The 24,493-nt window shown below is 71.2% G+C and carries 17 protein-coding genes and 1 pseudogene; 5 read left to right on the forward strand and 13 right to left on the reverse strand.

Annotation, left to right across the window (positions count from 1 at the left end):
• Positions 1–191: 191 nt before the first annotated feature.
• Entirely contained in the window at positions 192–1,859 is a 1,668-nt protein-coding gene (locus tag ACIGJO_RS08750) for a TlrC/CarA/OleB/SrmB family ABC-F type ribosomal protection protein (RefSeq protein ID WP_399954091.1), read from the reverse strand.
• A 556-nt stretch (positions 1,860–2,415) separates the two neighbouring features.
• Here ACIGJO_RS08750 and ACIGJO_RS08755 point away from each other — a divergent pair.
• Positions 2,416–7,548, forward strand: coding sequence for an NACHT domain-containing protein (locus ACIGJO_RS08755; RefSeq protein WP_399954094.1), 5,133 nt, complete (start codon positions 2,416–2,418; stop codon positions 7,546–7,548).
• Between the two features lie 128 nt (positions 7,549–7,676).
• Here ACIGJO_RS08755 and ACIGJO_RS08760 read toward each other — a convergent pair whose 3' ends face one another.
• The 4 genes from ACIGJO_RS08760 to ACIGJO_RS08775 all read right to left on the reverse strand — a co-directional run bounded on the left by ACIGJO_RS08760 (position 7,677) and on the right by ACIGJO_RS08775 (position 10,035).
• On the reverse strand, positions 7,677–7,817 hold the full coding sequence (locus ACIGJO_RS08760) for a hypothetical protein (protein ID WP_399954097.1): 141 nt from the start codon (positions 7,815–7,817) through the stop codon (positions 7,677–7,679).
• Between the two features lie 5 nt (positions 7,818–7,822).
• Positions 7,823–8,665 (reverse strand): MFS transporter, encoded by an 843-nt coding sequence (locus ACIGJO_RS08765; RefSeq protein WP_399954100.1) that lies wholly within the window; start codon positions 8,663–8,665, stop codon positions 7,823–7,825.
• A gap of 252 nt (positions 8,666–8,917) precedes the next feature.
• Positions 8,918–9,133, reverse strand: a complete 216-nt coding sequence (locus ACIGJO_RS08770) for an aldo/keto reductase (protein WP_399954104.1) — start codon at positions 9,131–9,133, stop codon at positions 8,918–8,920.
• A 320-nt stretch (positions 9,134–9,453) separates the two neighbouring features.
• Positions 9,454–10,035: a TetR/AcrR family transcriptional regulator gene (locus ACIGJO_RS08775; protein ID WP_399954107.1), complete on the reverse strand. Its 582-nt coding sequence runs from the start codon at positions 10,033–10,035 to the stop codon at positions 9,454–9,456.
• 541 nt (positions 10,036–10,576) lie between these two features.
• On the opposite strand from ACIGJO_RS08775, the gene ACIGJO_RS08780 reads away from it, so the two are divergent.
• Positions 10,577–11,731, forward strand: a complete 1,155-nt coding sequence (locus ACIGJO_RS08780; RefSeq protein ID WP_399954110.1) for an agmatine/peptidylarginine deiminase — start codon at positions 10,577–10,579, stop codon at positions 11,729–11,731.
• A gap of 243 nt (positions 11,732–11,974) precedes the next feature.
• On the opposite strand, the pseudogene ACIGJO_RS08785 reads toward ACIGJO_RS08780, so the two are convergent.
• A pseudogene (locus ACIGJO_RS08785) lies at positions 11,975–12,157 on the reverse strand (toxin); the annotation flags it as partial.
• A 130-nt stretch (positions 12,158–12,287) separates the two neighbouring features.
• On the opposite strand from ACIGJO_RS08785, the gene ACIGJO_RS08790 reads away from it, so the two are divergent.
• Positions 12,288–13,469, forward strand: coding sequence for a PucR family transcriptional regulator (locus ACIGJO_RS08790; RefSeq protein WP_399954113.1), 1,182 nt, complete (start codon positions 12,288–12,290; stop codon positions 13,467–13,469).
• Positions 13,470–13,516: 47 nt separating this feature from the next.
• Here ACIGJO_RS08790 and ACIGJO_RS08795 read toward each other — a convergent pair whose 3' ends face one another.
• The 6 genes from ACIGJO_RS08795 to ACIGJO_RS08820 all read right to left on the reverse strand — a co-directional run bounded on the left by ACIGJO_RS08795 (position 13,517) and on the right by ACIGJO_RS08820 (position 21,865).
• Positions 13,517–14,917 carry a carboxylesterase/lipase family protein gene (locus tag ACIGJO_RS08795; protein ID WP_399954116.1) on the reverse strand — a complete coding sequence of 467 codons (1,401 nt, stop codon included), beginning with the start codon at positions 14,915–14,917 and terminating at the stop codon, positions 13,517–13,519.
• A 118-nt stretch (positions 14,918–15,035) separates the two neighbouring features.
• Positions 15,036–15,890, reverse strand: a complete 855-nt coding sequence (locus ACIGJO_RS08800) for an alpha/beta hydrolase family protein (RefSeq protein ID WP_399954119.1) — start codon at positions 15,888–15,890, stop codon at positions 15,036–15,038.
• Positions 15,891–16,276: 386 nt separating this feature from the next.
• Positions 16,277–17,605 (reverse strand): class I SAM-dependent RNA methyltransferase, encoded by a 1,329-nt coding sequence (locus tag ACIGJO_RS08805; protein WP_399954123.1) that lies wholly within the window; start codon positions 17,603–17,605, stop codon positions 16,277–16,279.
• Between the two features lie 112 nt (positions 17,606–17,717).
• Complete coding sequence (locus ACIGJO_RS08810) at positions 17,718–19,766, reverse strand: APC family permease (RefSeq protein ID WP_399954126.1); 2,049 nt, start codon at positions 19,764–19,766, stop codon at positions 17,718–17,720.
• Between the two features lie 119 nt (positions 19,767–19,885).
• Positions 19,886–20,926 (reverse strand): 1-aminocyclopropane-1-carboxylate deaminase, encoded by a 1,041-nt coding sequence (locus ACIGJO_RS08815; RefSeq protein WP_399954555.1) that lies wholly within the window; start codon positions 20,924–20,926, stop codon positions 19,886–19,888.
• Between the two features lie 264 nt (positions 20,927–21,190).
• A complete protein-coding gene (locus ACIGJO_RS08820) occupies positions 21,191–21,865 on the reverse strand; it encodes a GntR family transcriptional regulator (protein ID WP_399954129.1) in 675 nt (224 codons plus the stop codon).
• A gap of 387 nt (positions 21,866–22,252) precedes the next feature.
• Between ACIGJO_RS08820 and ACIGJO_RS08825 the strand changes: the two genes are divergently transcribed.
• Positions 22,253–22,921 carry a potassium channel family protein gene (locus tag ACIGJO_RS08825; protein ID WP_399954132.1) on the forward strand — a complete coding sequence of 223 codons (669 nt, stop codon included), beginning with the start codon at positions 22,253–22,255 and terminating at the stop codon, positions 22,919–22,921.
• Positions 22,921–23,598: a potassium channel family protein gene (locus tag ACIGJO_RS08830; RefSeq protein ID WP_399954135.1), complete on the forward strand. Its 678-nt coding sequence runs from the start codon at positions 22,921–22,923 to the stop codon at positions 23,596–23,598. The genes ACIGJO_RS08825 and ACIGJO_RS08830 overlap by 1 nt, the downstream gene beginning before the upstream one ends.
• A 134-nt stretch (positions 23,599–23,732) precedes the next feature.
• On the opposite strand, the gene ACIGJO_RS08835 is transcribed toward ACIGJO_RS08830, so the two are convergent.
• A complete protein-coding gene (locus ACIGJO_RS08835) occupies positions 23,733–24,491 on the reverse strand; it encodes a DUF3159 domain-containing protein (RefSeq protein ID WP_399954138.1) in 759 nt (252 codons plus the stop codon).
• Positions 24,492–24,493: the final 2 nt, after the last annotated feature.

Raw genomic sequence — 24,493 nt, forward strand, 5'->3', positions numbered from 1 at the left:
GGGGCGCGCGGGCCCCCCCCCGCCCCCCCCCCCCCCCCCCCCGGCCCGCCCCCCCCGCGCCCCGGGCCGCCCGGGCGGGGCCCCCCCGGGGGGGGGCGGGGGGCGGCCCCCCCCCCCCCCCCCCCCCCCCCCCGCGGCCCCGGGGGGGGGGGGGGCCGGGCCCCCCCCCCCCCCCCCCCACGGCTGTCGCGTCATTCCCGGATTGCCCGGGCCTCCCGGGACTCCGTGATGTGCCCGTGGTCCATGGAGAGACGGACGCCGGTGAACCGGGACCGCATCCGGCGGTCGTGGGTGACGACGACGACCGCGCCCCGGAATGCCGTGAGCGCCTGCTCCAGTTCTTCGACCAGCACCGGGGTGAGGTGGTTGGTGGGCTCGTCCAGCAGCAGCAGGTCCAGCGGATCGCTCACCAGCCGGGCGATCTCGATCCGTCGCAGCTGCCCGTACGACAGGTCCTTCACCCGTCGCCGCAGATCGGAAGGGCTGAACAGGCCCAGGGAGAGCAGTTTCCCGGCATGGTCCTCCAGGTAGCCCTCGCGGCCGTGGGCGAAGGCCCGCAGCACGCTCAGGCCGGGCGGCCAGGAGATCTCGTCCTGCCGCAGGTGCCCGACCCGGCAGCCGACGTCCACCGAGCCGCTGTCAGGCTCCAGTTCCTCGGCGATGACCTTGAGCAAGGTGGACTTGCCCGCACCGTTGGGGCCGGTGATCAGCAGCCGCTCGCCCGGCCGGATCCGCAGGGAGCCGACGTCGAGCCGGCCCGCGATCCGCACCCCGCTCAGCTCGACCGCCGCCTCCTCCGTCTCCGGGCCCGCGGTGTCGATACGGGCGGCGAAGGACAGCGGGTCCGCGGGGGCCGGGACCGGGTTCTCGGTCAGCTGCGCCACCCGGTGCTTGGCGTTGCGGATCCGCACCATCGCACCGTGGTCACGCCCGCGTCTGCGGTACGCCCCGTGCCCGAACCCGGAGAGGGGCGTCTTGCGGGGGATGCCGTCCATCCGCGTCACATTGGAGACGATCAGCCCACGGTTCCGGTCGAGTTCGGCGCGCCACTGCTCGTACTCCCGCAGCCGCCGTTCGCGTTCGACGGCCTTGGCCGTCAGGTAGCCCTCGTAGCCGTTGCCGTAGCGGATGACGCGGCCGGAGCCGGCCTCCAGGACCGTGGTGGTGAGCCGGTCGAGGAACACCCGGTCGTGGGTGACCGCGATCACCGTGCCGCGATGTCTCCGCAGATGGTCCTCCAGCCATTCCGTCGCCCGGTCGTCGAGGTCGTTGGTCGGCTCGTCCAGCAGCAGCAGTTCCGGCGCCGAGGCGAGCGTCGCCGCGAGTGCGAGGCGGGCGCGCTCGCCGCCGGAGAGGGTTCCGAGCGCGCGGTCGCGGTCCGGACTCGGCAGCCCGAGACCGTGCAGGGCGACCTCCACCCGTACGTCGGCCTCGTAGCCGCCACGGACCTGGTACTGCTCGACCAGGCCCGCGTAGCGCCGGAGCATGGCGGACAGTTCGGATGCGGGGCCGTCCGTCCCGCGCCGCGCCAGTTCCTCCTCGGCGCGGCGCATCGCCGCTTCGAGCTCGCGGAGGTCGGACAGGGCCAGGTCGACGACGTCCTGGACGGTGGCGTCGAGCGGCAGCTCCAGCGTCTGCGGCAGATAGCCGATGCCGCCCGGGGCGACGACGGTGAGCGTGCCGTTGTCGGGCCGCTCGCGCCCGGCGAGCAGCTTGAGCAGGGTGGACTTGCCCGATCCGTTGTCGCCGATCACGCCGGCCTTCTCGCCCGGCCTGATGCTGAGGCCGACCCGGTCGAGCACGACGCGGTCGTGGTAGCGCTTGGTGATGTCATGCAGGGCGAATTGCGCAATCGACACGTGTGTGTCTCCTGTTTCCCGATGAGGATGAGAGAAGGCGCGAGCGCACTCGGACGATCGTCCGGAAAAACCGCACGGACGCCACCACAACGGACAGAACCGTGCGGTGGTGTGTCAGCGGCGCGCTTCGGGATGCGGCAACGGAGACCGGCTCAACGCCGTCGCACCCTCATCTGTCACAGAGATCCCATGGGTCGAACTGTAGAAGGGCGGCCGGGGAACCGACAAGTGGATTCGCCGGGACCGGCCCGGCGCACGAGGTTCGGCGAACGGCCGGAGCGGCCGGTCGTGGTGAACACGAGCGCGACGGGGAGCACCGGCCGGATCATGGGGACCTGGATGGACAGTGCCGGACAGCGGGGATCCGGCACGAGCCCCTCCGCGAACAGCGGAACCAGGGCTGAGCGGCGAAGGGACAGCGATGGCGTTCACGGACGGAGCGGGGGGCCGGGACCCTGTCGAGGCAGGAGGCCGGGACCGTGGCGAAGCGGGGGGCCGGGATCCTGTCGAGGCAGGGGGCCGGGACCGTGGCGAAGCGCTTCTGTGGTCCGCCCCCGTGGGTCCGCCGCCCGCGCCGCCGATCGACACCAGGGCGCAGGTGCTGCCCATCGGCGAGCTGGAATGGTCCGACGCCGAGCGCCTGTTCCTCAGGCTGCTGCACACCGTCCGGCCCGTCCAGTACGCCAAGCTCTTCGGTGTTCCGGGCCAGGCCCAGGCCGGGATCGACGCCTACGCCCGGCTGCCGCTCGCCCTGACGGGCGGTGGTTCCGGCGGCCGGGACTACATCGTCCTGCAGTCCCGTCGGGTCAGAACGATGACCGCGGACAGGATCACGAAGGCCGTCGACGACCTGCTGAAGGGCGAATGGGCCGACAGGACGTCGATGTTCCACTTCGCCACCTCGTTCGACCTGCAGAACACGAAACTGGACACCGCGATCCGTGAGCAGACCGAACGGCTGGCCGGGCTCGGGATCGCCTTCGTACCGTGGGGCGTTCAGGAGGTTTCCGGCCTGCTGAAGGACCATCCCCGCACCGTCGACGACTTCTTCGGCCGGACCTGGACGGAGCGCTTCTGCGGCCCGGACGCGGCCCAGGCCCTCGCGGACAACCTGTCCCACCAGGACAGCGGAGAGCTGCGCGCGGGGCTGCGCGATCTCTACCGGGCCGTCTTCTTCGCGCAGGGCGGAGTCCCTCCGGCCGAAGACACCGAGCACGAAGGCGAGTTCGTCATCCTGGACGTCGATCCCCACAGCCGACGGACAGAGGTGATCGACGCCGAGCAGCCCGAGCCGGCCCTGGCCGAGCGGCGCCCCGCGGACGGACCGGGCGACGGCCACACCTGCCTCGCCCCACGGCCGGGCACCCGCCGGCAGTCGTTCAGATCGGCCCGTCAGCTGCTCAAGCGCGGCGGCCGGGCCGCAGCGGCCACCCCGGGCGGCCTCGCCGCCGACGAGTGGCTGGCCGGCGGTAAGTACCGGCTGCTCGTCGGCCGTCCGGGAGTGGGCAAGTCCAGCTTCCTGCGGTTCATGGCGACGGACCTGCTCTCGCCCCGGCCGCAGTCGATCCCGCTGCAGCGGGAACACGCCTGCGACCTGCCGGTCTGGCTGCCGTTCGGATTCCTGTGCCGCCACCTCGAAACGTCGACGGAGAACTCTCTCGTCTCGGCCGCCGAAGCCTGGCTGAAGTCGCAGAGCGCCACCCATCTCTGGCCGCTGGTCCGGCGCGCGCTCCGGGACGACCGCCTGCTGCTACTCGTCGACGGCGTCGACGAGTGGAGCGATGTCGGCGCGGCCGAGCGCGCCCTGGGGACCCTCGAAGCGTTCCTCGGCCGCACCCGGGCATCAGCGGTCCTGTCCACGCGCCCGTACGCGGTCGACCGGCTCAACTGGCGGCGCCGGTGGACACAGGCCGAGATCAGGCCGCTGTCGGACGAACAGCGCCGGACGATCGCCGCCGGGGTCCTGCGGGCCGGACGGACCGAGGCCGACGCGGCCCTCCCCCGGGCGTGGAGCGCGGGCGTCGGACCGTTCCTCGGCCAGCTGGAGGCCATCCCGGAACTCGACGAACTCTCCCGGTCTCCGCTCCTGCTGACACTGCTGGCCGCGACATGGCAGGGCGAACCCCTGCCGCGTCAGCGGTTCAAGATCTACGCCCGGCTCGTCGAACTGCTCGTCGCCAAGCATCCCCAGATGCGGCAGCGCGCCTCACACGCGCGAGGGCCCTTGCTGTCGGCGGCCGAGGTGACCACGTTGTTCGCCGCCGTGGCCTACCGCCTCCGCGTCGAGGACCCGGCCGGAACCGTCACCAAGCCGCGGATGCGCGCGCTCGTCGTCGAGGCGATGACCGACGACGACGTCCTCGGCTATCAGCGTGCCGAAGCCCGCAGGACGGCCGACGCGGTACTCGCCACGGCAGAGGACGAATTCGGGCTGATCGTGTCGCACGGCGCCGGTTCCTGCGGTTTCCTGCACCGTGTGGTGCTCGACCATCTGGCCGGGCAGCACCTCGCCACACTGCCCGCCGATGAACAGACCGCGGTCGTACGGCGGTTCGTGCACGATCCGGCCTGGCGCGATGTGCTCCTGGCGCTGCTGACCGCGCAGACCGGTTCCCACGCGACCGTGCCGCTCCTCGCGGCGGCGCTCGGCGCGGGCGGCCCACGATGGGCGGACATCGACGGATACGAGCTGCTCGCCGAGGCGCTCGCGGCCGGTGTCGTACTCCCACCCGCATCGCAGGCGGATTACACCGGCCGGCTCGTCGAACGGGTGGAGACCCATCCGTCGCTGCGTCATCGGGCCGGCCTCATCACCTCGCTCACCGGCGTGCTCGCGAGCCACGCCGCGCGCCCCCGGCTGCTGCCGGTCATGAAGCGATGGCTGACGGCGCCGCGTCCTGATCCGTCACCGGCCATGTGGGCGCTGCGCGATCTCGGCATCGCCGACGACGTCGCGTCCGAGTATCTGCTCTGGGGCCTCCGGCACCCGGAGGACAGCGTGAAGGTCAACGCCGCGCTGGCCTTCGCACACCGATTCGGTGGCCGGCCCGGTCCGTCGGACCGGCTGACGGCCTTCACCGAGACCGGGCCGTGCTCGGCGACCCAGGCCGCCGCCGTCCTCGCCCTCGGCCACGGCTGGCCCGACGCGCCGGGGACCGCGCGGGTGATCGACTGGGCACGCCGTCAGCCGTCCAGGGCGCTCCGGCTGGTCGGCCTGCATCTGGTGCAGCGCGGCACCGCGTCGGGTGACCCCGCGCTGTACCGGCCGGAGGAACGGGACTGGCTGCTGTCCCTGCTCCGCCGGGAGGACCACCTCTCCGGGCCGTGGCCCACGGCGGACCTCGTCGACATCGCCGCCGCCGGGGACGCGCGCGCGGCCGATTTCGCCTGGGAGACCCTGAGGACGAACGGGCGCAACGGCGGCGACCGCGGCCTTGCGTGGACGCTCGCCTGCAACGCCTTCGCCGATGACCCCCGTTTCAGGGACTGGGTGGCCGCGGAGCTCGCGGACCCGGGGAAGCGCGGTCTGATCCTCTACGACGTCGGCATGATCCCCCAGCAGTGGCGCGACGACCCGGCGTTCGCCCGGTCTCTCCGCCCCTACGTGGACACCGGACTGCTCAACATCCTGCCCGACCGGGTGGCCGGCCTCGCCACCGCGCTCCCGCCCGCCGACGCCCGCGCGACGCTGTTGCGCGGGCTGGACGCCTCCCGGCCGTACGCCGCGGCCCGCACGCTGGCCGAGCGGTACGCGGACGACGAGCACGTGCGCACCGTCCTCACCGGCCGGCTCCAGAGCGGCTTCGCCCGCGCCGCCCCGATGGCCGGTGTGGCCATCGATGTGCTCGGCCCCGAGGACGGTTTCGCACTCCTGGTGTCGCTCCTGCGCCGGCCCGACGCGGATGCCTGGAGCGAGAAGCGCGTGGTCGTGGCCGAGGCCATGGCCCGCGCCTGGACGCGGCTGGAGACCGCCGCCCGGGGAACCGGTGCCGACGCCGGGGCCGCCCGGGAGGCGCTGGCCGGCTACGACCCGGCCGAGCTGGCGGCGCTGTGCACAGCGGTGGGACCGCGTCCCTTGATGTGGCACGTCCCGGCGGTCATCAGTGCCTGGCCGGGGCAGCCGGCCGTCCAGGAGTTCGCCGAACAGCTCATCCATGACCCACGGCCCATCACCTCCGGAATCCCGGACACCATTCCGGCCGCCGTCCTCAGGGCGTACTGCGGCAGGACCGAAGCCGCCTCCCGTCGGATCCTCGGCAGCACCCTCGACCTGCTCAAGCACATCGGACCGGAACTGCGTGAGGTCCTGACCTGCGAACTCGCACGCGGCTCGCTCTCCGCGGCCGAGCTCATCGACGTCATGGCGGAATGGAAGAACGAACCGGACGCCGGGATCCGCCGCCTCTGCCTCATCGGGCTCGTCCAGGCGGTCGGACTCCACCAGCAGGCCCACACCGACCGGACGGGCCCCGGCACCCGTACGTCCGAGATGGAATGGCTGCGCGCGGAGATCACGGGCGAGCTGTGCGCGTACGGCCCTGAACTCGAGGAGCGCCGGCAACTGGCCTGGATCGGCATGCTCATGCTCGGCGACCTCACGCTGATCGACGGTATCGAGGAGACCATCGGTCACTCGGGCGAGCCCGGCGTCGAGCTGGACGCCCTCTACGACGGTGATGTGGATGAGATCCTCGTCGACCTCGTGGCCGAGAACTGGCAGGGTCTGTGCGCCCACTTCGGCGACGGAGTCTTCGACCGGCTGAACGGAACGTCCAGCCGCGCCCGGCGAACGGCCGCCGAGCGACGGCGCCATGTCATGTCGGCGCTCGCGACAGTCGCTTCCCGGTACCCCGCCATCGCCGAGATGCTCCGCCGCGAGGCCGACACCGATGCCGCGCTCCGCCAGGACGCGCGCTTCCTCCTGTGGGCCAAGGAGGAGAACAGGGGCGACGAGGGAGTCCTCCGTGCCGTCGCGGCGAAGCTCGGACCATCGGCGCACCACCGGGAGGACCGTGTCCTCGAATCGGTGCTGGACCGGCCGAGCTGGAATGTGTCCGACGAGGTGTTCAAGGACATCCTCACCGGGGACATGACCGGCACCCGGTCCGGCCGCGTGCCCGGGAGCGGGGAACTGGCCGCCTTCGCCCAGATCTTTCCGGCGGACAGCGTGTCCGGAGCGGCTCTCCGGGACCTCGAAACGTGGTTCGGGACGGACCCCGCGCATCGCGAACGGCGCCACTGGGACGAGACGTTGGCCCTCGCTCTCGGCGCGGCCGGACCGAGGGATCTGCCGGCCCTGGTGACCCGCGCCCACACTCTGTTCCGTATGGGCCTCTCCGACGGTCTGCCCATGCTCGTCAAGCCGCTGATGCGGCGGCTTCGGCGGGACACGGACGCCGTCGAGGCGTTCCGGGCCGCCCTGCGCGATCCCCTGGGCATCCGTGAGGACAGCCCCGTACTGGCGGCCTCCTGGGACCCGATCTCCGACGCACACCCGGACGTGCGGGCGTTGCAGCGCGTGTACCTGTTCGCCGTGGTGCTGCACCGGGCGGATGCCCTCCCGCGGCCGGACGCGGCGGCGGCCGTCCATGTCCTGGGATCCGCGTCCCCCGACACCGTCGTGCTCAACCCCTTCACCCACCACGAGGGCCCGCTCCGCCTGGCCGTACTCGACCTCGGCGCGCGCTGACACCGCGGCCGGTCCGCTCCGCCGTCCCATGACGGGCAGGCGTGTGCCCGGCCGGGCGGAACGGGCACGGGCTGTGCGGGCCGCGGCCCTCCCGAAGCCGCGCGGCCGCCTGGTCCGAAGTTGGCCACCTACATGGTCGTGAGGGTGTCCGCGTAGGCGAAGGCCACCCCGGAGACCGCGGCGAGGCCGACGTACGGCAGGAAGACCTTCCTGCGGCCGTAGCGGCCCGTCAGCCAGGACGCCGAGACGTATCCCGGAATCATGAACACGGCGCTCAGCGCGACGAAGCCGAGGCTCGCCGACAGCTCAGCCCCTTGTCCTGCAACAGGGTGGGCAGCCAGGTCTGCAGCCCCCAGTAGCCCCAGTTGAAGGCGAAATTGACGACGAGCATGAGCAGGCTCACACGGAGCAGCGGCCCGCGGAAGAGACCGACGGGCCGCCCCGCACGGGCCTCGGCCGCCGGGGCGGAGGCGAAGACCGTGCCTTCGGGCACATCGGCCCCGAGCCGGCGCAGCACATCGGCCGCCTCCTGGTGGCGCCCCTGCTCCGCGAGCCAGTACGGGGACTCCGGAACCCAGGCCCGGATGGCGAACACCCACAGTCCGGCGAGCCCACCGGCGATGGTCACCACGTGCCAGCCGAGACCGCCCAGGACCTGGGTCACGCCGACGGCGAGCAGGACACCGATGGGCCAGCCGATGGACAGATAGACGGCCGCACGGCCGCGCAGCCGGGACGGAAGCAGTTCCAGGAAGTAGGGGAACGTCACCGTGTGGATGCCGGCGAGCGCCAGCCCGGACACGAACCGCGTCACCATGAGCACGGTGAGGTTGGGCGAGAAGGCGCTGGCCAGCGCGACGACCCCGTACGCGGCGAGCGACCACAGGCAGACCGAACGCCGCCCGATCCGGTCGGACACCGGCCCCCACACCAGGCTGTTCGGGATCATGCCGAGCGCCACCGCGGACAGGGCCCAGCCGATCGCGGACTCATCGATGCCGAAGGCGCCACCGAGGTCCCCCGACACGTACACCAGTGCCAGCTGTTCCCACGACTCGATCACGAATGCCATGAAGAGGGCAGCGGCGGCAAGGAAGTGCGCCCGTCCGAAGGGCATGCTCTCGAACCACGCGCCGACGGGCGGTCCGCCGTCCCCGCGGCGTCGGCGGCGCGCGTGATGCCACGGCCCGCATCTCTCATGGTGCTCATCGGCTGTCCTTCCGGCCTGCTCAGGCTACGGCCCCAGGGATCAGGGGTGGCGGCACCATAGACAGCGGCGGCCTTCCGCACGCGTGCAGGACGCACACCCGTCCCGAGGGCGGGGCGTGCGTCCTGCACAGGGCGACCGGATCGCGACCGGGGCGCCGCCCTACAGCAGCTCCACGATCTCCCTCAGCTCCTCGGCGGTGGGTACCCACTCCCCGGCCGCCGCGTTGGCCCTCACCTGTTCCGGCGTCCTGGCCCCCGCGATCACCGAGCTGCAGCCCGGGAACGCGGCGAGGCCACCGACCGCGATCTCCAGGACGCTGCGACCGTGCTGCGCGCCCCAACCTCGCAGGTCAGGAACCCTTTTCCGCAGCTCCAAGGATCGCCACGCACTCCACAAGGTGCGCCATCGAGAAGGACCCCGGATCGGGACGAGGCCGATCCCAGCCGTACACCCCGGGCAAACCGCGTCAAGGAGCCGGCCGGGGCGGCATCAAACCCTCAGTGACGCCACCCGGAATACTGGCTGAAAATTCAGTCAAGAACGGCGACGCAACCAAGCAAACCGGGCACGGAAGGCATGACGGGCACGGCACACAAGGAACAAGACATCAGACAGAGAGGCAGGGAGCGGCAACAGCGGCCCGGGACGTACGGGAACGGCGGCGGGCACACGCACGCCAACGGGAGAGGGATCCGCTACCGGGCTTCCAGACCGGACAGCTCCGCTTCGATGCCGCCCACCAGGAGGGTCCTCGCGTGGTCGATCCCGAGTCCGCCACTGAGCCAGCGCATACTCAGCCCCTCCAGCAACGCCGTGAGCCTCTCGGCGGCGGCCGCGAGCTTCGCGGCCGGAGCCATGGGCCTCACCTGGCCCAGCATGGCCGCCACTTCCTGCACCCACACCAGGGTCGCGCGGGCGAGATCCTCACGCAGGGCCGGATCGAAGACGGCACTCGCCCGCAGCTCCCCCCACGCCGCACTGTTCTCCCGGACCTCTTCGGTGTCCTGCAGCTCCAGCAGAAGAATCTGTTCGAGTTGCTCACGCGGGCCGAGAGACGGGGCGTCCGGGCCGCGGACCGTGGTGTAGCGCTCCGCCCTGTCGTTGATGAACTCCAGGGTGTGGCGGAGGATCCCGGTGCGGTCCTTGAAGTGGTAGTAGATCAATCCGGTGGACACACCCGCCTCGGCCGCGAGTTCCTCCACGCGCAGGCCGCGGACACCGCGCCGGGCGATCACCCGTGCGGCCGCTTCGAGAATCCGGGTATTGCGGGACGCCATGGCGACCAACCTACCGGGCCGGCCACCACCCCCCGCACCAGGCCGACGCCCCGAGAAAGAGGCTTCCGAAGCCCCGCCGGCCGACCACCGGGCCCCGCCCGCGTACGGAAGCGGGTCCGCACGGGCGAAGGAAAGTCAGGTCGGGGCTTCGGACGCGGAACGGGCGTCGACCGGCGAGATCACCGAAGGACAGGCCGCTCACCGGCTCGGCGGCAAGTCCCCCCTCGCAGCCCGCCGGGCCGAGGACGAACCCGGCTCCGGAGAAGACATCGCCCGCCCGCCGACGGCCCGAACGCACTCCCGCTCCACGCCAGGGACCAGGACGAGGTCTCGGCAGGAACCGCACACCCGGCCCGAAGCCAAACGTGACTGACTTTTCAGTCAGTGTCAGAGTGCCGTCAGAGCCGGAACCGGCGCTCGTGCCAAGGACCGCAGCACCTGACCCCCGAGGCCGGCGGCTACGAGACCGGCGGCTGCGGACCGCCGCGCCGGATCCCCCGCCGCCGGACAGCCTTTGAACGTTCACGATCGGAGCACACCCGTGCCTCACCGTCCCCCCACCCGCCGTACGGTCCTCCGGTCTCTTTCCGGGCTCGGCGCACTCGCTTTCGGGGCCTCCGCCTGTGGCCCGGACGGCTCGGCATCCCGGGCGGCCGGCACCGGACCGGACCGCGCGTCCGAGGGAGAACGGCGGTTCGGCGCGGAGTGGGACAGCCACGCGCGCACCTTCATGTCGTGGCCCGCCCTGGAATCCGTATGGGGAGAGGACCTCCCGTACGTCCGCAAGGACATCGCCCGCATCGCCCGTGCCATCGCGGACTACGAGTACGTCGTCATGATGGCCAGGCCCGACCAGCGGAAGGCCGCCCAACGGGCCTGCGGCTCGCAGGTCGAGGTCATCCCTCTACCCGTGGACGACATGTGGGCCCGCGACACGGTCCCGGTGTTCGTCGAGGAGGGCGACGAGGTCATCGGGGTCGACTTCAACTTCAACGGCTGGGGCGGCAAGCAGGAACACACGAATGACGCCCGCGTCGGCCGTACGCTCCTGTCCAAGTACGGGGTTCCGCGTGTGGAGGCTCCCCTCGTCGCCGAAGGCGGCTCCTTCGAGACCGACGGCGAGGGCACCTTGCTGATCACCGAGAGCTCGATCGTCAACGAGAACCGCGACCCGGGCCTGAGCCGGGGCGGCATCGAGGCCGACCTCAAGGAGACCCTGGGGATCGAGAAGGTGGTCTGGCTGAAGGGCGTACGCGGCCAGGACATCACCGACGCCCACGTGGACAGCCTCGTCCGCTTCACCGCGCCGGGCGTGGTGCTGCTGGACCAGGCCTTTCCCGGTACGCCCGCGGACTCCTGGTCACGCGCGGCCGGCCAGGCCAGGGCGGTGCTGAGCAAGGCGACGGACGCCCGGGGCCGGCGCTTCGAAGTGATCGACCTGCCGCAGCCCGACCTCGACAGGATCACCGGCGAGGGCGACGACTTCGTGTCGACCTACGCCAATTTCTACGTGGCCAACGACTCCGTCTTCATGCCCCGCTTCGGCGACCGAAAGGCCGACGACAGGGCCCGGGGAATCCTCCGGGAACAGTTTCCCGACCGCGACGTCGTGCCGGTCGTGATCGACACCGTCGCCTCCGGAGGCGACGGCATCCACTGCGCCACGCACGACCAGCCCGGCAAGCCGGTCGACTGACACCCACCCGACGCGGGGCACGATTGCGGGCGCATGGAAACGCCGGTCTCCGACCTACGCCACCGGGTGTGGTTCAGAATTCTGCGAGCGTCAGCCCCGGAGCGGCCACCACAGCACGAGAAGCATGGCTCCCGATGGGGGTGGCCCTCGCGGGCTTCCGCGCAGGGGACCGGCCCAACCGGCACGGAGCCGGTACGCGTGAGGGCCGGGCACGCGCGTGCCCGGCCCTCACGTCGTCGAACGTCAGGAAACGGGGAACCAGACCGACAGATGTCTGGCTATGACCGGCACATCGACGTTGTCCTGCGCAACGTCCTCGACGAACGGGCCGGCAACGGAGACGGACGGCGGGACAGTACTGGCACTGACGCCGTTGAGCCGCAGGAAGACGCGCATGGCGAGCCAGGCGGTGCGCTTGTTGCCGTCATGGCGTCACCTCCTTCGTCGACGAGTTGACGGCCGGGAGCGTTTCGGGAACACGCCCGACGCACTGCCCGCGCCGCCGGACCCGGGGCTCCGATTGACGGCACGGCCGGGGCGGTGTGACGATGCGCCGATGTCGGACCTGCACGCCCGGATGGCTGCCCGGGTAGGTGACCTCACGGCCGTCGTGGTCGCGCGCTGCGCGGCGGAGGCACCGTTCTACGGAGCGCTGCCCCGCGCCACCCTCCAGGGCGAGGTGGCGCGGTCCATCGCGGCGGTGCACGCGCTGTTGCTCAGGGCACTGCGCGACGGCGTCGGGGGTCCGATGGGGCCGGGCGATCTGACCCGGCTCATCGAGTGGTCGGCGCGCCGGGCCGAGGAGCGCGTCCCCCTGGAGGCGGTGATCGCCGCGTACCTGATCGGCGCCGAGGTGTGGTGGCAGACGCTGACCGAGGTCGCGGAGCCCGGTGAGCTGGCCGGGGCGGGCGGCAAGCTGCTCGCCTGCCTGCACGCCGCGCTGCCCGCGGTCGTCCTCGCCCACCAGAACGCCCAGGAGAACCTCCACAGCGAGGACAAGCGCGTACGGCGGGCCCTGCTCAGCGCCCTGCTGGAAGGACGGCCGTACGAGGAGCTGGCGGGAGTGGCGCGGGTGGCCGTGGGGGGTGAGCACGAGGTGGTCGCCTTCGCGTTCGAGTCCGACCCGCCGAGCAGATTGGTGCAGTCCTCGCTCGACGCCTTCACCGGGATTCCTGTGCTGATGGACCACGTCGCCCGGATCGCCCTGTTGCCGGGCAGGTCCGACGTGCCGGGCCTGGTGGCCCGGCTGGAGAAGGACGTGGGCCAGCCCGTGCGCGCCGCCGCCGCCCGCTCCTCCGTACCGGCGGCCGTCTCCTCGGCGGCGCAGGAGGCCGGCCGCGTGCTGGATCTCGTCCGGCGCCTGGGACGCCCGCCCGGGTGCTACCGCCTCGACGACGTGCTGCTGGAGCACCAGCTCGCGCGCCCCGGGGACGGCCTGGTGCGGCTGGCGGCCAAACTCGACCCCTTGGAGGAGCATCCGTACCTGCTGGAGACGCTGCGCGTGTTCGTGGAGCGGGGGCTCAACCGCCGCCGGACGGCGCTGGAGCTGTGCGTCCACCGCAACACCCTGGACTACCGGTTGCAGCGAGTGAGCGCGCTGACCGGCCTCGACCTCGCGATTCCCGCGCAGGCGCGGCTGATCCAGGCGGCGCTCATCGCCAGGGACCTGGCCGGGCCCGCGGATCAGCGCGGGGTCACCGGAGCGCAGGGATCCGCGGGAGCGGCGGAGAGCGGATGAACCGCTGAACCACGGCCGGCGCCGGCGAGCGCTCGGCCTGTCATCCGTCAGAGCCAGGCGCCGAGTTCCTCGTTCCGGGGTGCGAGGACCGGGCCGGCGTCGGGGTGGTCGAAGACCATGACGGGCCGGTCCGCGTTCCAGCCGGACCAGCCCGGCTGTCCGGTAGTGGCGAAGGCGACCCAGGCCCGGTGCATGGCGTCGGCCAGTGGCTGGGGCGCGCCGGACCCGGTCAGGTCCTCGGCGGCACGCAGGTTGTCGAAGACGAAGCCGAGTTCCAGCGCATGGCACGCGCCGAGTCCCATCACGGGCGAGCGCCAGCGGAATTCGTAGACGAAGGTGCGGGCGGGCCGGGAGTCGGCGAGGCGGTTGAGGGGCCCCCGCAGCAGGAGGTCGGTGGCCATCTCCCCCAGGATCTCACCGGGTTTGGCGTGCGGCCGGGTGGCTCGGTAGAGGCGTGCCACGCGTTGCGGGACACGGATCTTCAGCAGTGCCAGCCGCAGGGTGAGCCGACTGATCCGGTCCACGGTTCCGCCGGGTACGAACCACAGCCGGTACTCCTCCCGGTTGCAGCCCAGCAGCAGGTCGGCCTCGGGAAGGGGCGGGGCGGCGGGCACCACGTCGTCGTCGACCACGATGTGGAAGCCGGGACCGCCGCCGATGGGGTCGGACCGGTCGACGACGGCGGCCTGCGCGTCCAGCAGCAGGTCCCGGTCCACCGCCGCGAACGCCTCGGCGGTGGCCGGGATCCGCAGTCTCTTCGCCATCGACCGTACGGTCTTCGCGCCCTCGCGGCGCGACACCGTGTGCGGCGGGCCGCTCTGCAGGATCGCCCGGTGGAACAGCCCGGCCGCGGCGGGGCTGGTCATGAGGGCAGCGATGCTGATCGCGCCGGCGGACTCCCCGCACACGGTGACGTTCGCCGGATCTCCGCCGAAGGCGGAGATGTTGTCGCGGACCCAGATCAGGGCTGCGATCTGGTCGAGGAGGCCCCGGTTGGCGGGGGCGTCGGGAAAGACCCCGAACCCCTCGACGCCGAGCCGGTAGTTGACGGAGACGAGGACCACCCCGTCGCGTGCGAAGGCGCCCCCGTCGTAGAGCGGCAGGCTCGCCGAGCCGTTGCGCAGGGAACCCCCGTGGATCCAGACCATGACGGGCAGCCGGCCCTCGCCGACGGACGGGGTCCAGACGTTGAGGTTGAGACAGTCGTCCCCGGGGATGCTCGGATCGGGTATCAGCCGGTCGAGGGGCGGGCGGTAGGGGCGTTTGGGTGCGGTGGGCCCGTACTCCAGAGCGTCTCGTACCCCTTCCCAGGACTCGACAGGGGCGGGTGCGCGGAAGCGGTGGGCGCCGAAGGGCGGGGCGGCGTAGGGGATGCCGAGAAAGGTGGCGATCCCGTTGTGGAAACGGCCTCGGACCTTGCCCTGCCCGGTGGTCGCGATGAGGTCCATGGCAGTCCTTCCATGTGCGAACGGGAACCGGCCGCCCCTGGACGCGGGAGCGTCAGGGGCGGGCGGCGTGGATCGGGAACGGCCGCCGGTCACGGCGGAAGGGATCTCCGGGAGCGGGTCACCCGTTCGCGAGGCCGTTGCGCCGGACGTCGGACCAGGTGCCACTGTCGGTGCAGATCCCGCAGTCGGCCCCGAAGAACTGTGCACGCGCCGTCTGGTCCCCCATCAGGTGTGCCTTGAACCAGGCGGTGGTGGGCGCGGCGAACGGGCCGGGGTCGCCCACGACCGTGAGGTGATCGGCGCCGCGCAGTTCCCCGTAGATGGCCGGTATGTGGTCGGCGTCGTTGTAGAAGGCCTTGACCAGGAAGGGGAAGACGATGCTGTCCTTCTGCCCGGCCAGGAGGAGCGCGGGTACGTGTACGCCGTCGATGTCGGCGAGCGGACCGGGCTGGATGGGCAGGATGGTGTCGATGCGCGGGTCCGCGCCGACGACGATGGCGGCGGCGCCGCCCTGCGAGTGACCGGACGCGCCGATGTGCTCCAGGTCGACACGGTCGTGGAAGGGGCTGCCCTGGTCGGCGTTGCGACGGGTGAGCAGGTCGATCCCGGCGCGCATGGAGATGCCCAGGTTGGACTGCGGGGTGTTGGCGGCGGCGACGATGAAGCCCTGACTGGCCCAGTGGAGCAACAGGTCGCGGTAGACGACCGGGAAGGCGAAGGTGCCGTTGCCCCACACGATCACGGGGTGACGGCGATCGCTGGTCGCGATGTCACGCGGGTAGTACAGCGTGGTCACCGCCCCGACCTCCACCGCGGTGGCGTAGGGGCCGGGAGCGCCGTAGTCGGCCGCGGCCACCTCGGCGCCGGCACCGGCGGGCGAACCGGTGGACGCCGCTGCCGCTCCCGCGCCGGCGGAAGCCGTCAGCAGGAGCAGGAGCGAGGTCAGGGGGACGAGCAGTTTTCTCCAGTGCACAGCGGACTCCCGATGTCGTCACGGTGAACTGGATGTTTCATCCGGCTCACGCCTTGTCTGGACGCACATCCTGAAGCACGGTTCGAGACCCGTCTCTGCGCAATCGCGGCAAGCAGCGACGTGGGAGTTTGTGCAATATGCCAAGAGGCCTGAGCGCGGTAAGGGTGACATGCTCGGTTCCACCGCCACGACGGAGAGCCCGCCGCCCGGCCCCGCGAGGAGAACGCCGGGAACGGAGAAAGCCCCGCGCATCCTCCGCCCCGCACGACCTGCACGGTCAGTCATGTGACGCTCCATCAGAGCGAGCGCCACATGAGCGCCACGAGCGTCAAGGTATCGCCCGCAGCGCCCGCACCGCATGTCCTGCATGCGGGTAAAACCGCAGCTCAGGCGTCCTTCTTCACCAGCTCCAGAATCGCTACGCACTCCACGTGGTGCGTCATCGGGAACAGGTCGAACGCCCGCAGCGTCCGCACCGTGTATCCACCGTCGCGGAAGTACGCCAGGTCGCGGGCCAGGGCGGCCGGGTCGCACGCGACGTAGGCGATGCGGCGGGCGCCCAGGGACGAGAGGTGCTTGACGACCTGCTTGCCGGCGCCCGCGCGGGGCGGGTCCAGGACGATGAGGTCGCACTCGGTGATGCCGGTGCGGGGCAGGACCTGGTCGACCTTGCCGTGTTCGATGCGGACCCGGTCGAGGTCCTTGAGGTTGTGGCGGGCGTCCTCGACCGCGCGCTTGCCGGACTCGATGCCGAGCACCGCGCCCTTCTCGCCGATGCGCTGGCCGATGGCGCCCGCGAACAGGCCGACGCCGCAGTAGAGGTCGAGGGCGGTGTCGTTCTTGCGGGGCAGGAGGCCCTGCATGACCGCGCGGACCAGGGTGTTCGCGGCCTGCGGGTGGACCTGCCAGAAGCCGCCGGAGCCGACGCGGTAGGTGCGGTCGTCGGCGCGCTCGCGGACGAAGGCGCGGCCGTGGACGCGGTGGATGCCGCCGTCGTGCTCGTCGACGCGCAGCACGGAGACCGGCTTGTCGAGCTCGACCAGGGGCAGCCGGCCGCCGGCCTTCGGGGTGAGGATGACCTGGCGGTCGTGGGAACCGGTGGCGGAGATGGCCTCCACCGCGGCCATCTGCGGCCACGCCCGCTTCTCGATGCCGAGCTCCGTGACGCCGGGTGCGGCGATCATGCAGTGGTCGACGGGCTGGACGTCGTGCGAGCGGTGCTTGCGCAGACCGGCGCGGCCGTCCTCGTCGATCGCGTACTGGACCCGGGTGCGCCAGGCGGGCACCTCGCCCTGGGGGAGCTTGTCGCCCTCGGCCGGCATGACCGTGCCGTCCCAGCCTGCCTCCTCGGGCGTGAGGCCCGCGAGGCGCTGGAGCTGCTCGGCGATCACTTCGCCCTTGAGCCGGCGCTGGGCACCGGGCTTGGCGTGCTGCCAGTCGCAGCCGCCGCACATACCGGGGCCGGCGTACGGGCACGGAGCCTCGACGCGGTCCTTGGACGCCTCGATGATCCGTACCGCGTCGGCGCGCAGGAAGCGGGAGTCGCTCTCGCCGTCCGTGACCCTGGCGACGACCTTCTCGCCCGGGAGGGTGTGCCGTACGAAGAGCACCCGGCCCTCGTCGGTACGGGCGATGCAGTGACCGCCGTGTGCGACGGGCCCGACCTCGACCTCGTACTCCTCCCCGACCAGCGACGACGTGGATTCGTTCTGCATGAGGGGAGGCTCCAGAGTTCAAAGGACAAACGGCCGGGCGTACGGCCGGACAACAGCCCACCAGTCTACGTGTGCGGCGTCCGGCCGCTTACCACAATCACCGGGCGGGGCGTCAGCCCCTGTTGCTGGGTTCCTTCTGCCGGCGTTCCACCGGCCCCCGGCGCACCGAACCCGGTGCGCTCCACTCCGCGCGCTTCCTCGCCCGCTTCTTCGCGGCCTCAGAGGACTCCAGCTGGTACGGCACGGAGGTCACCATCACCCCGGGGGTGAACAGCAGCCGGCCCTTGAGGCGCAGCGCGCTCTGGTTGTGCAGCAGGTGCTCGTACCAGTGCCCGACGACGTACTCCGGGATGTAGACACTGACCACGTCACGCGGGCTCTCGCGGCGCAGGCCCTTCACGTACTCGATGACCGGACGGGTCACTTCGCGGTACGGCGAGTCGAGGATCTTCAGCGGTACGTTGATGCCGCGCCGCTCCCAGTCCTCCTTGAGCGCCTTCGTCTCGGCCGGGTCGACGCTGATGGACAGCGCCTCCAGGTGGTCGGTGCGCATCAGCTTGGCGTACGCCAGGGCCCGCAGCGTGGGGCGGTGGAGCTTGGAGACCAGCACGATCGAGTGGACCCGGGACGGCCGGACGCTCTCGTCCGAGGGGGTCTCGTCGGCGGCGATCTCCTCGGCGACCCGGTCGTAGTGCCTGCGGATCGCGCTCATCGTCCCGTAGAAGATCACCATGCCGAGCAGGGCGACCCAGGCGCCGTGGGTGAACTTGGTGGCCAGGACGACCACGAGCACCAGGCCGGTGAAGAAGGCGCCGAAGGTGTTGATCGCACGGGAGCGGATCATGCGGCGCCGCTTGGCCGGGTCCTTCTCGGTGCGCAGATGGCGGTTCCAGTGCCGGACCATGCCGGTCTGGCTGAGGGTGAAGGAGACGAAGACCCCGACGATGTAGAGCTGGATCAGCCGCGTGGAGTCGGCCCCGTAGATCCAGACCAGCAGGATGGCGGCGCCCGCCAGCAGCACGATGCCGTTGGAGAAGGCGAGCCGGTCCCCGCGGGTGTGCAGCTGACGCGGCAGATAGCGGTCCTGCGCCAGGATCGAGCCGAGCAGCGGGAACCCGTTGTACGCGGTGTTGGCCGCCAGGAACAGGACCAGCGCGGTGGCGGCGGCGAGGATGATGAAGAAGAACGATCCGTCGCCGAACACCGCGGCCGCGACCTGCGAGATCACCGGATCCTGGACAAAGCTCTCGCCGACCGCGGCACCGTTGTGGATCAGGTCCTTCGCCGGGTTCTCGGCCATCTTCACATCGGTGGCCATGGCCAGCCCGATGATGCCGCAGAACATGGTGACGGCCAGCAGGCCCATCGCGGCCAGGGTGGTCGCGGCGTTCTTGCTCTTGGGCTTGCGGAAGGCGGGGACACCGTTGCTGATCGCCTCGACCCCGGTGAGGGCCGCACAGCCGGAGGAGAACGCGCGCAGCAGCAGGAAGACCAGGGCGAAGCCGGCCAGCCCCTCGCGTTCGGGCCTGATCTCGTAGTCCGAGGTGGGGGCGTGCATCGTGTCGCCGAGGACCAGCCCCCGGAACGCGCCCCAGAAGATCATGATGAAGACGCCCGCCACGAAGAGGTACGTGGGAATGGCGAACAGCTTCCCCGACTCCTTGACACCCCGCAGATTCATCAGGGTCAGCAGCACGATGGCGGCGATGGCGCAGAGCGTCTTGTGCTCGACGACGAACGGGATCGCGGAACCCAGGTTCTCCACGCCCGAGGAGATGGACACGGCCACGGTCAGGACGTAGTCGACCAGCAGGGCACTGGCGACTGTCAGTCCCGCCTTGGGGCCGAGGTTGGTGTTGGCGACCTCGTAGTCACCGCCACCACTCGGGTACGCGTGCACGTTCTGCCGGTACGAGGCGACGACCGTGAACATCAGGACCACGACGGCGACCGCGATCCACGGGCTGAAGTGATAGGCCGACACGCCCGCGATGGACAGCACCAGGAGAACTTCTCCCGGTGCGTACGCCACCGATGACAGCGGGTCGGACGCGAAGACGGGGAGCGCGATGCGTTTGGGGAGGAGCGTTTCTCCCAGCTTGTCGCTGCGCAGCGCCCGGCCGATCAGGATCCGTTTGGGCACGTCGGTCAGTTTGGACACGCAGAGGATCGTAAGCGCTGGGCAACGGGGTCACCGCCGCCCAAACGCCGTGGCCTCGCATTCTCCTGCGATCAGCGGAAAAGCTCACACATTCCTTAACGCAATCCTTGCGCCCACCCCTACGAGAACAACGCGCTGTAACCGTTCAGTGCCGGCTGGCCGCCCAGATGGGCGTACAGCACGGTCGACTCGCGGCCGATCTCACCGCGTGCGACGAGGTCGGCCATGCCCGCCATCGACTTCCCCTCGTAGACCGGGTCGGTGACCATGCCCTCGGTCCGGGCGGCGAGCCGCATCGCGTCGAGCGTGGCCTCGTCGGGGATCCCGTACGTACCGCCGTGGTACCGCTCGTCCAGCTCGATGTCGTCCTCGGTCAGCTCCCGCCGCACACCGATGCGGGAAGCGGTGGCGCGCGCGATCCTGGCGATCTGCTCGCGGGTACGGGCCGGCTCGGCGGAGGCGTCGATGCCCAGCACACGGCGGGGGCGGCCGCCCGCCTCCTGGACGGCGGCGAAACCGGCGACCATGCCCGCCTGGGTGGAACCGGTGACCGAACAGACCACGACCGTGTCGAAGAAGACGCCCAGCGCGCGTTCCTGCTCCACGACCTCGTACGCCCAGTTGGCGAAGCCGAGTCCGCCCAGCGGGTGGTCGGAGGCACCGGCCGGGATGGCGTACGGGCGGCCGCCGCGTTCCTCGACCTCACGCAGCGCCTGCTCCCAGCTGTCCTTGACGCCTATGCCGAATCCGGCACGGACCAGACGGATGTCCGCTCCGGCGAGACGGCTGATCAGGATGTTGCCGACCTTGTCGTAGACGGCGTCGGGCCACTCGACCCAGCTCTCCTGGATGAGTACGCACTTCAGGCCGGCGCGGGCGGCGACCGCGGCCACCTGGCGGGTGTGGTTGGACTGGACTCCGCCGATCGAGACGAGGGTGTCGCAGCCCTTGGCCAGCGCGTCGGCCACGAGGTATTCGAGCTTGCGCGTTTTGTTGCCGCCGTAGGCGATCGGGGAGTTGCAGTCCTCCCGCTTGGCCCAGAGATCGGCACCGCCGAGGTGCTCGGTGAGCCGTTCCAGCCGGTGCGTCGGCGAGGGGCCGAAGAGGAGCGGGTAGCGGTGGGGAGCGGAGAGCGCCTCGGGGAGGACGGGGGCGGGGATGGGCGTGGGCGTGGAGGCTGTGGTCACGGGGGCTCCTGAAGGTGAGGTTCGGGGGGTCCGGTCGTTCATGGAGTACGTGAGGTGCGCGGGATGCGTGGGGGCGTGAGGTGCGTGGGGTTCGTTGCGGTGCGTGGAGGACGTGTTTCGCGAGGTGCGCGGGGTTCGTGGAGGACGTGCGGTACGTGTGGTGCAGGCGGTACGTGCGGAGGCCGACCGGCTCGGTGCCTCTCCCGGAGGCCCGGCGCGCTCGAAGGTTCCGGCCGCTCACACCTCCGGGGCCGTGGCGTTCTCCTCCTCGTCCGCGAGCCCTTCCAGCGCGCTCCAGATGTCCGCGGTGATCCGCGCCGCCGCCTCCACGTCGCCCGCCGCGCAGGCGGCGATGAGGCGGTCGTGGAGTTCCGCCGAGCCGTGCGCCGCGTCCGCCGTACCGAAGCGACGCCACTCCAGCCGGCGGATCAGCGGGGTGTAGCGCTCGATGGTGGCGGCGACCGCGCGGTTGCCGCAGGCGGTGACGAGGGTGTCGTGGAGTTCGTCGTCGGCACGCAGCGCGGCCGCGACATCACCCCTGCGGGTCGCCGCCCGGAACCGCTCGTTCGCCGCGCGCATCGCCGCGATGTCCCGCTCCGTGAGCCGTGGCACCGCACCGCGCGCCGCCAGCTCCTGCATGGCCTGTACGACGGCGGCGGCATCCCGGACATCGCGCGGGACAAGCCGCGTCACCCTCGTATAGCTCTGCGGCTTGCTCTCGACGAGCCCCTCCCCCACCAGCCGGGACAGCGCGTCGCGGACCGGGGCGCGGGAGAGTCCGAGGCGCTCGGCGAGATCGGCGTCGCGCACGGGGGCTCCGGGCGGGATGTCGCCGCGGACGATGGCGTCGCGGATCGCTTCGTACGCGGTGTCCCGCAGCAGCGTCCGCCGGACCGGACGAAGAGTCTCCATGAACTGACATGTTAGATGTCTGTTGACCGGTACGGAAGGGTGCGCACGGCGACACGTTCGGGCGGTGCCAGTCCGGGGCAGCCGACGGTCCGGGGACGGCTGCGCTCCGGCGCGGCCGTCCCCGGGGCGGTAGCGGGCATCGGCAGCCGCCGGACAGTGCGGGCCGCCCGCGGATCGTGGACACCCGTCCCTTTTGCCTCCCCTTTGCCGGAGCGTCCCGCCGAACGCACACTCGGATGAGGCAAAGGATTCAAGGCCGCATAAGCTCATCCCCGGGCAACGCCGAAGGTGGTTGCCCCGTTGTTTGCCCGGCAAACTGAGAGAGAAGTGTGAGCAGGGTGTTTTCGCAGGTCAGCCGGACGACCAGGACTGCGAGGTAGGCGCAAGGTGCACATCGTCATCATGGGCTGCGGACGAGTCGGAGCCGCGCTCGCGCAGACTCTGGAGCAGCAGGGGCACACGGTCGCGGTGATCGACCAGGACCCCACGGCGTTCCGCCGCCTCGGGTCCGGATTCGGCGGCCGTCGGGTCACCGGGGTCGGTTTCGACCAGGACACCCTCCGCGAGGCGGGCATCGAGGAGGCCGGGGCGTTCGCGGCGGTGAGCAGCGGCGACAACTCGAACATCATCGCCGCCCGGGTGGCCCGCGAGATGTTCGGCATCGAGAACGTCGCCGCCCGGATCTACGACCCCCGGCGTGCCGAGGTCTATCAGCGCCTCGGTATTCCCACCGTGGCCACGGTCCGCTGGACGGCGGACCAGATGCTGCGGCGGCTGCTGCCCTCGGGCGCCGAGCCGCTGTGGCGCGACCCGAGCGGTGGTGTGCAGCTCGCCGAGGTGCACACGACGCCGTCCTGGATCGGGCACAAGATCAGCACGCTCCAGGAGGAGACCGGAGTCCGCGTGGCTTTCCTCACCCGTTTGGGTGAGGCGATCCTGCCGACGTCGCAGACCGTGCTGCAGGAGGGCGACCTGGTCCACGTGATGATGCGTACGGACGAGATCGCCAAGGTCGAAGAGGCCTTTGCCGAGGGTCCTGAGGAGGGCGGTCACTGATGCGCGTGTCGATTGCCGGGGCCGGAGCGGTGGGCCGTTCCATCGCGGCCGAGCTGCTGGAGAACGGGCACGAGGTGCTGCTGATCGACAAGGCACCGACCGCCATCTCGGTGGAGCGGGTCCCGATGGCCGAGTGGCTTCTCGCGGACGCCTGTGAGATCACCTCGCTGGACGAGGCGGCCCTGCAGCGGTGCAACGTCGTCATCGCCGCGACCGGCGACGACAAGGTCAACCTGGTCGTCTCGCTGCTCGCGAAGACCGAGTACGGCGTGCCGCGCGTCGTCGCCCGGGTCAACAACCCCAAGAACGAGTGGCTGTTCAACGAGTCCTGGGGCGTCGATGTCGCGGTCTCCACGCCGCGCCTGATGTCGGCCCTGGTCGAGGAGGCGGTGAGCGTCGGCGATCTCGTCCGGCTGCTGCGCTTCAGCCACGGCGACGCCAACCTGGTCGAGCTGACGCTGCCGCCGGAGTCGGCGCTGGCCGGCACCTCGGTCGGGGACGTGGCATGGCCGGAGGACACCTCGCTGGTCACCATCATCCGCGGTACGCGGGTGTTGACGCCGAGCACCGAGGAGACTCTGGAGGCCGGTGACGAGCTGCTGTTCGTGGCCGCCCAGGCGCGCGAGGAGCAGTTGGAGGACCTGCTGTCGGTCCGCCGGGGTCCCGAGGACAACTGAACACGACTGACCCGGCACCGTCCGCCTCGTACACCTGGGCAGACGTACACCTGCGGATGAACCGGACGGGGAGGGGCCCGGAACCGTGAGTCACGGTTCCGGGCCCCTCCCCGTCCGTCTGCGGGTGGCGCCGGTCAGGCCTCGTGGTGCGGGGCTGCCGCCGCCTGCTCCTTGCGTGCCTTCTCGGCGCGCTCCTCCGCCTCCATCTCGGCGAAGACGTCGATGGGAGGCGGCGCCTTGGCCAGGAAGACCCAGGTCAGATACACCGCGAGCAGGAACGGCGGGATCTTCAGCGCGACGAGCACCCAGCCCAGCTGGGTGGTGTCGGCCCACCAGTAGAGCGGGAAGAGGATCGCGCACTTGGCCAGCAGGATCAGCCCCCAGGCATAGCTGGCCTTGGCGTACGCCTTCTTGCGGCCGGGGTTCCTGGTGCGCCAGGAGAGGTTCTCCTTGAAGACCGGGCCCAGGATCAGGCCGATCAGCGGCACCCCGGCGAGGGTCGTGACGAGGTAGGCCAGCGCCAGGCCGAGCGTGTAGATCATGCCCGGCAGGTAGAAGTCCTTGGCGTTGCCCGTCATCATCGCGAAGACCACACCGAAGGCCACGCCGAAGACGCCGCTGAACGCGTGCTTGACGGTGTCCTTGCGGATCAGCCGTACGCCGACCAGCGCGAGGGACACGACCAGGGCGGCGATGGCCGAGGTGTGCAGGTTCTTGTTGATGGTGAAGATCGTGACGAAGAGCAGCCCGGGAAGGACTGTCTCCACCATGCCGCGCACGCCGCCGAAGGCCTCGAAGAGCGCGGCCTCGGTGACCGCTTTCGCTTCTGCTTCCTGCTGTTCGGTGCGGTGGGTCTGGTCCGTTTCGGACGTCGGCTTGTCGAGAGACGTCACCG

This window comes from Streptomyces sp. NPDC079020, assembly GCF_044542225.1.
GTDB lineage: Bacteria > Actinomycetota > Actinomycetes > Streptomycetales > Streptomycetaceae > Streptomyces.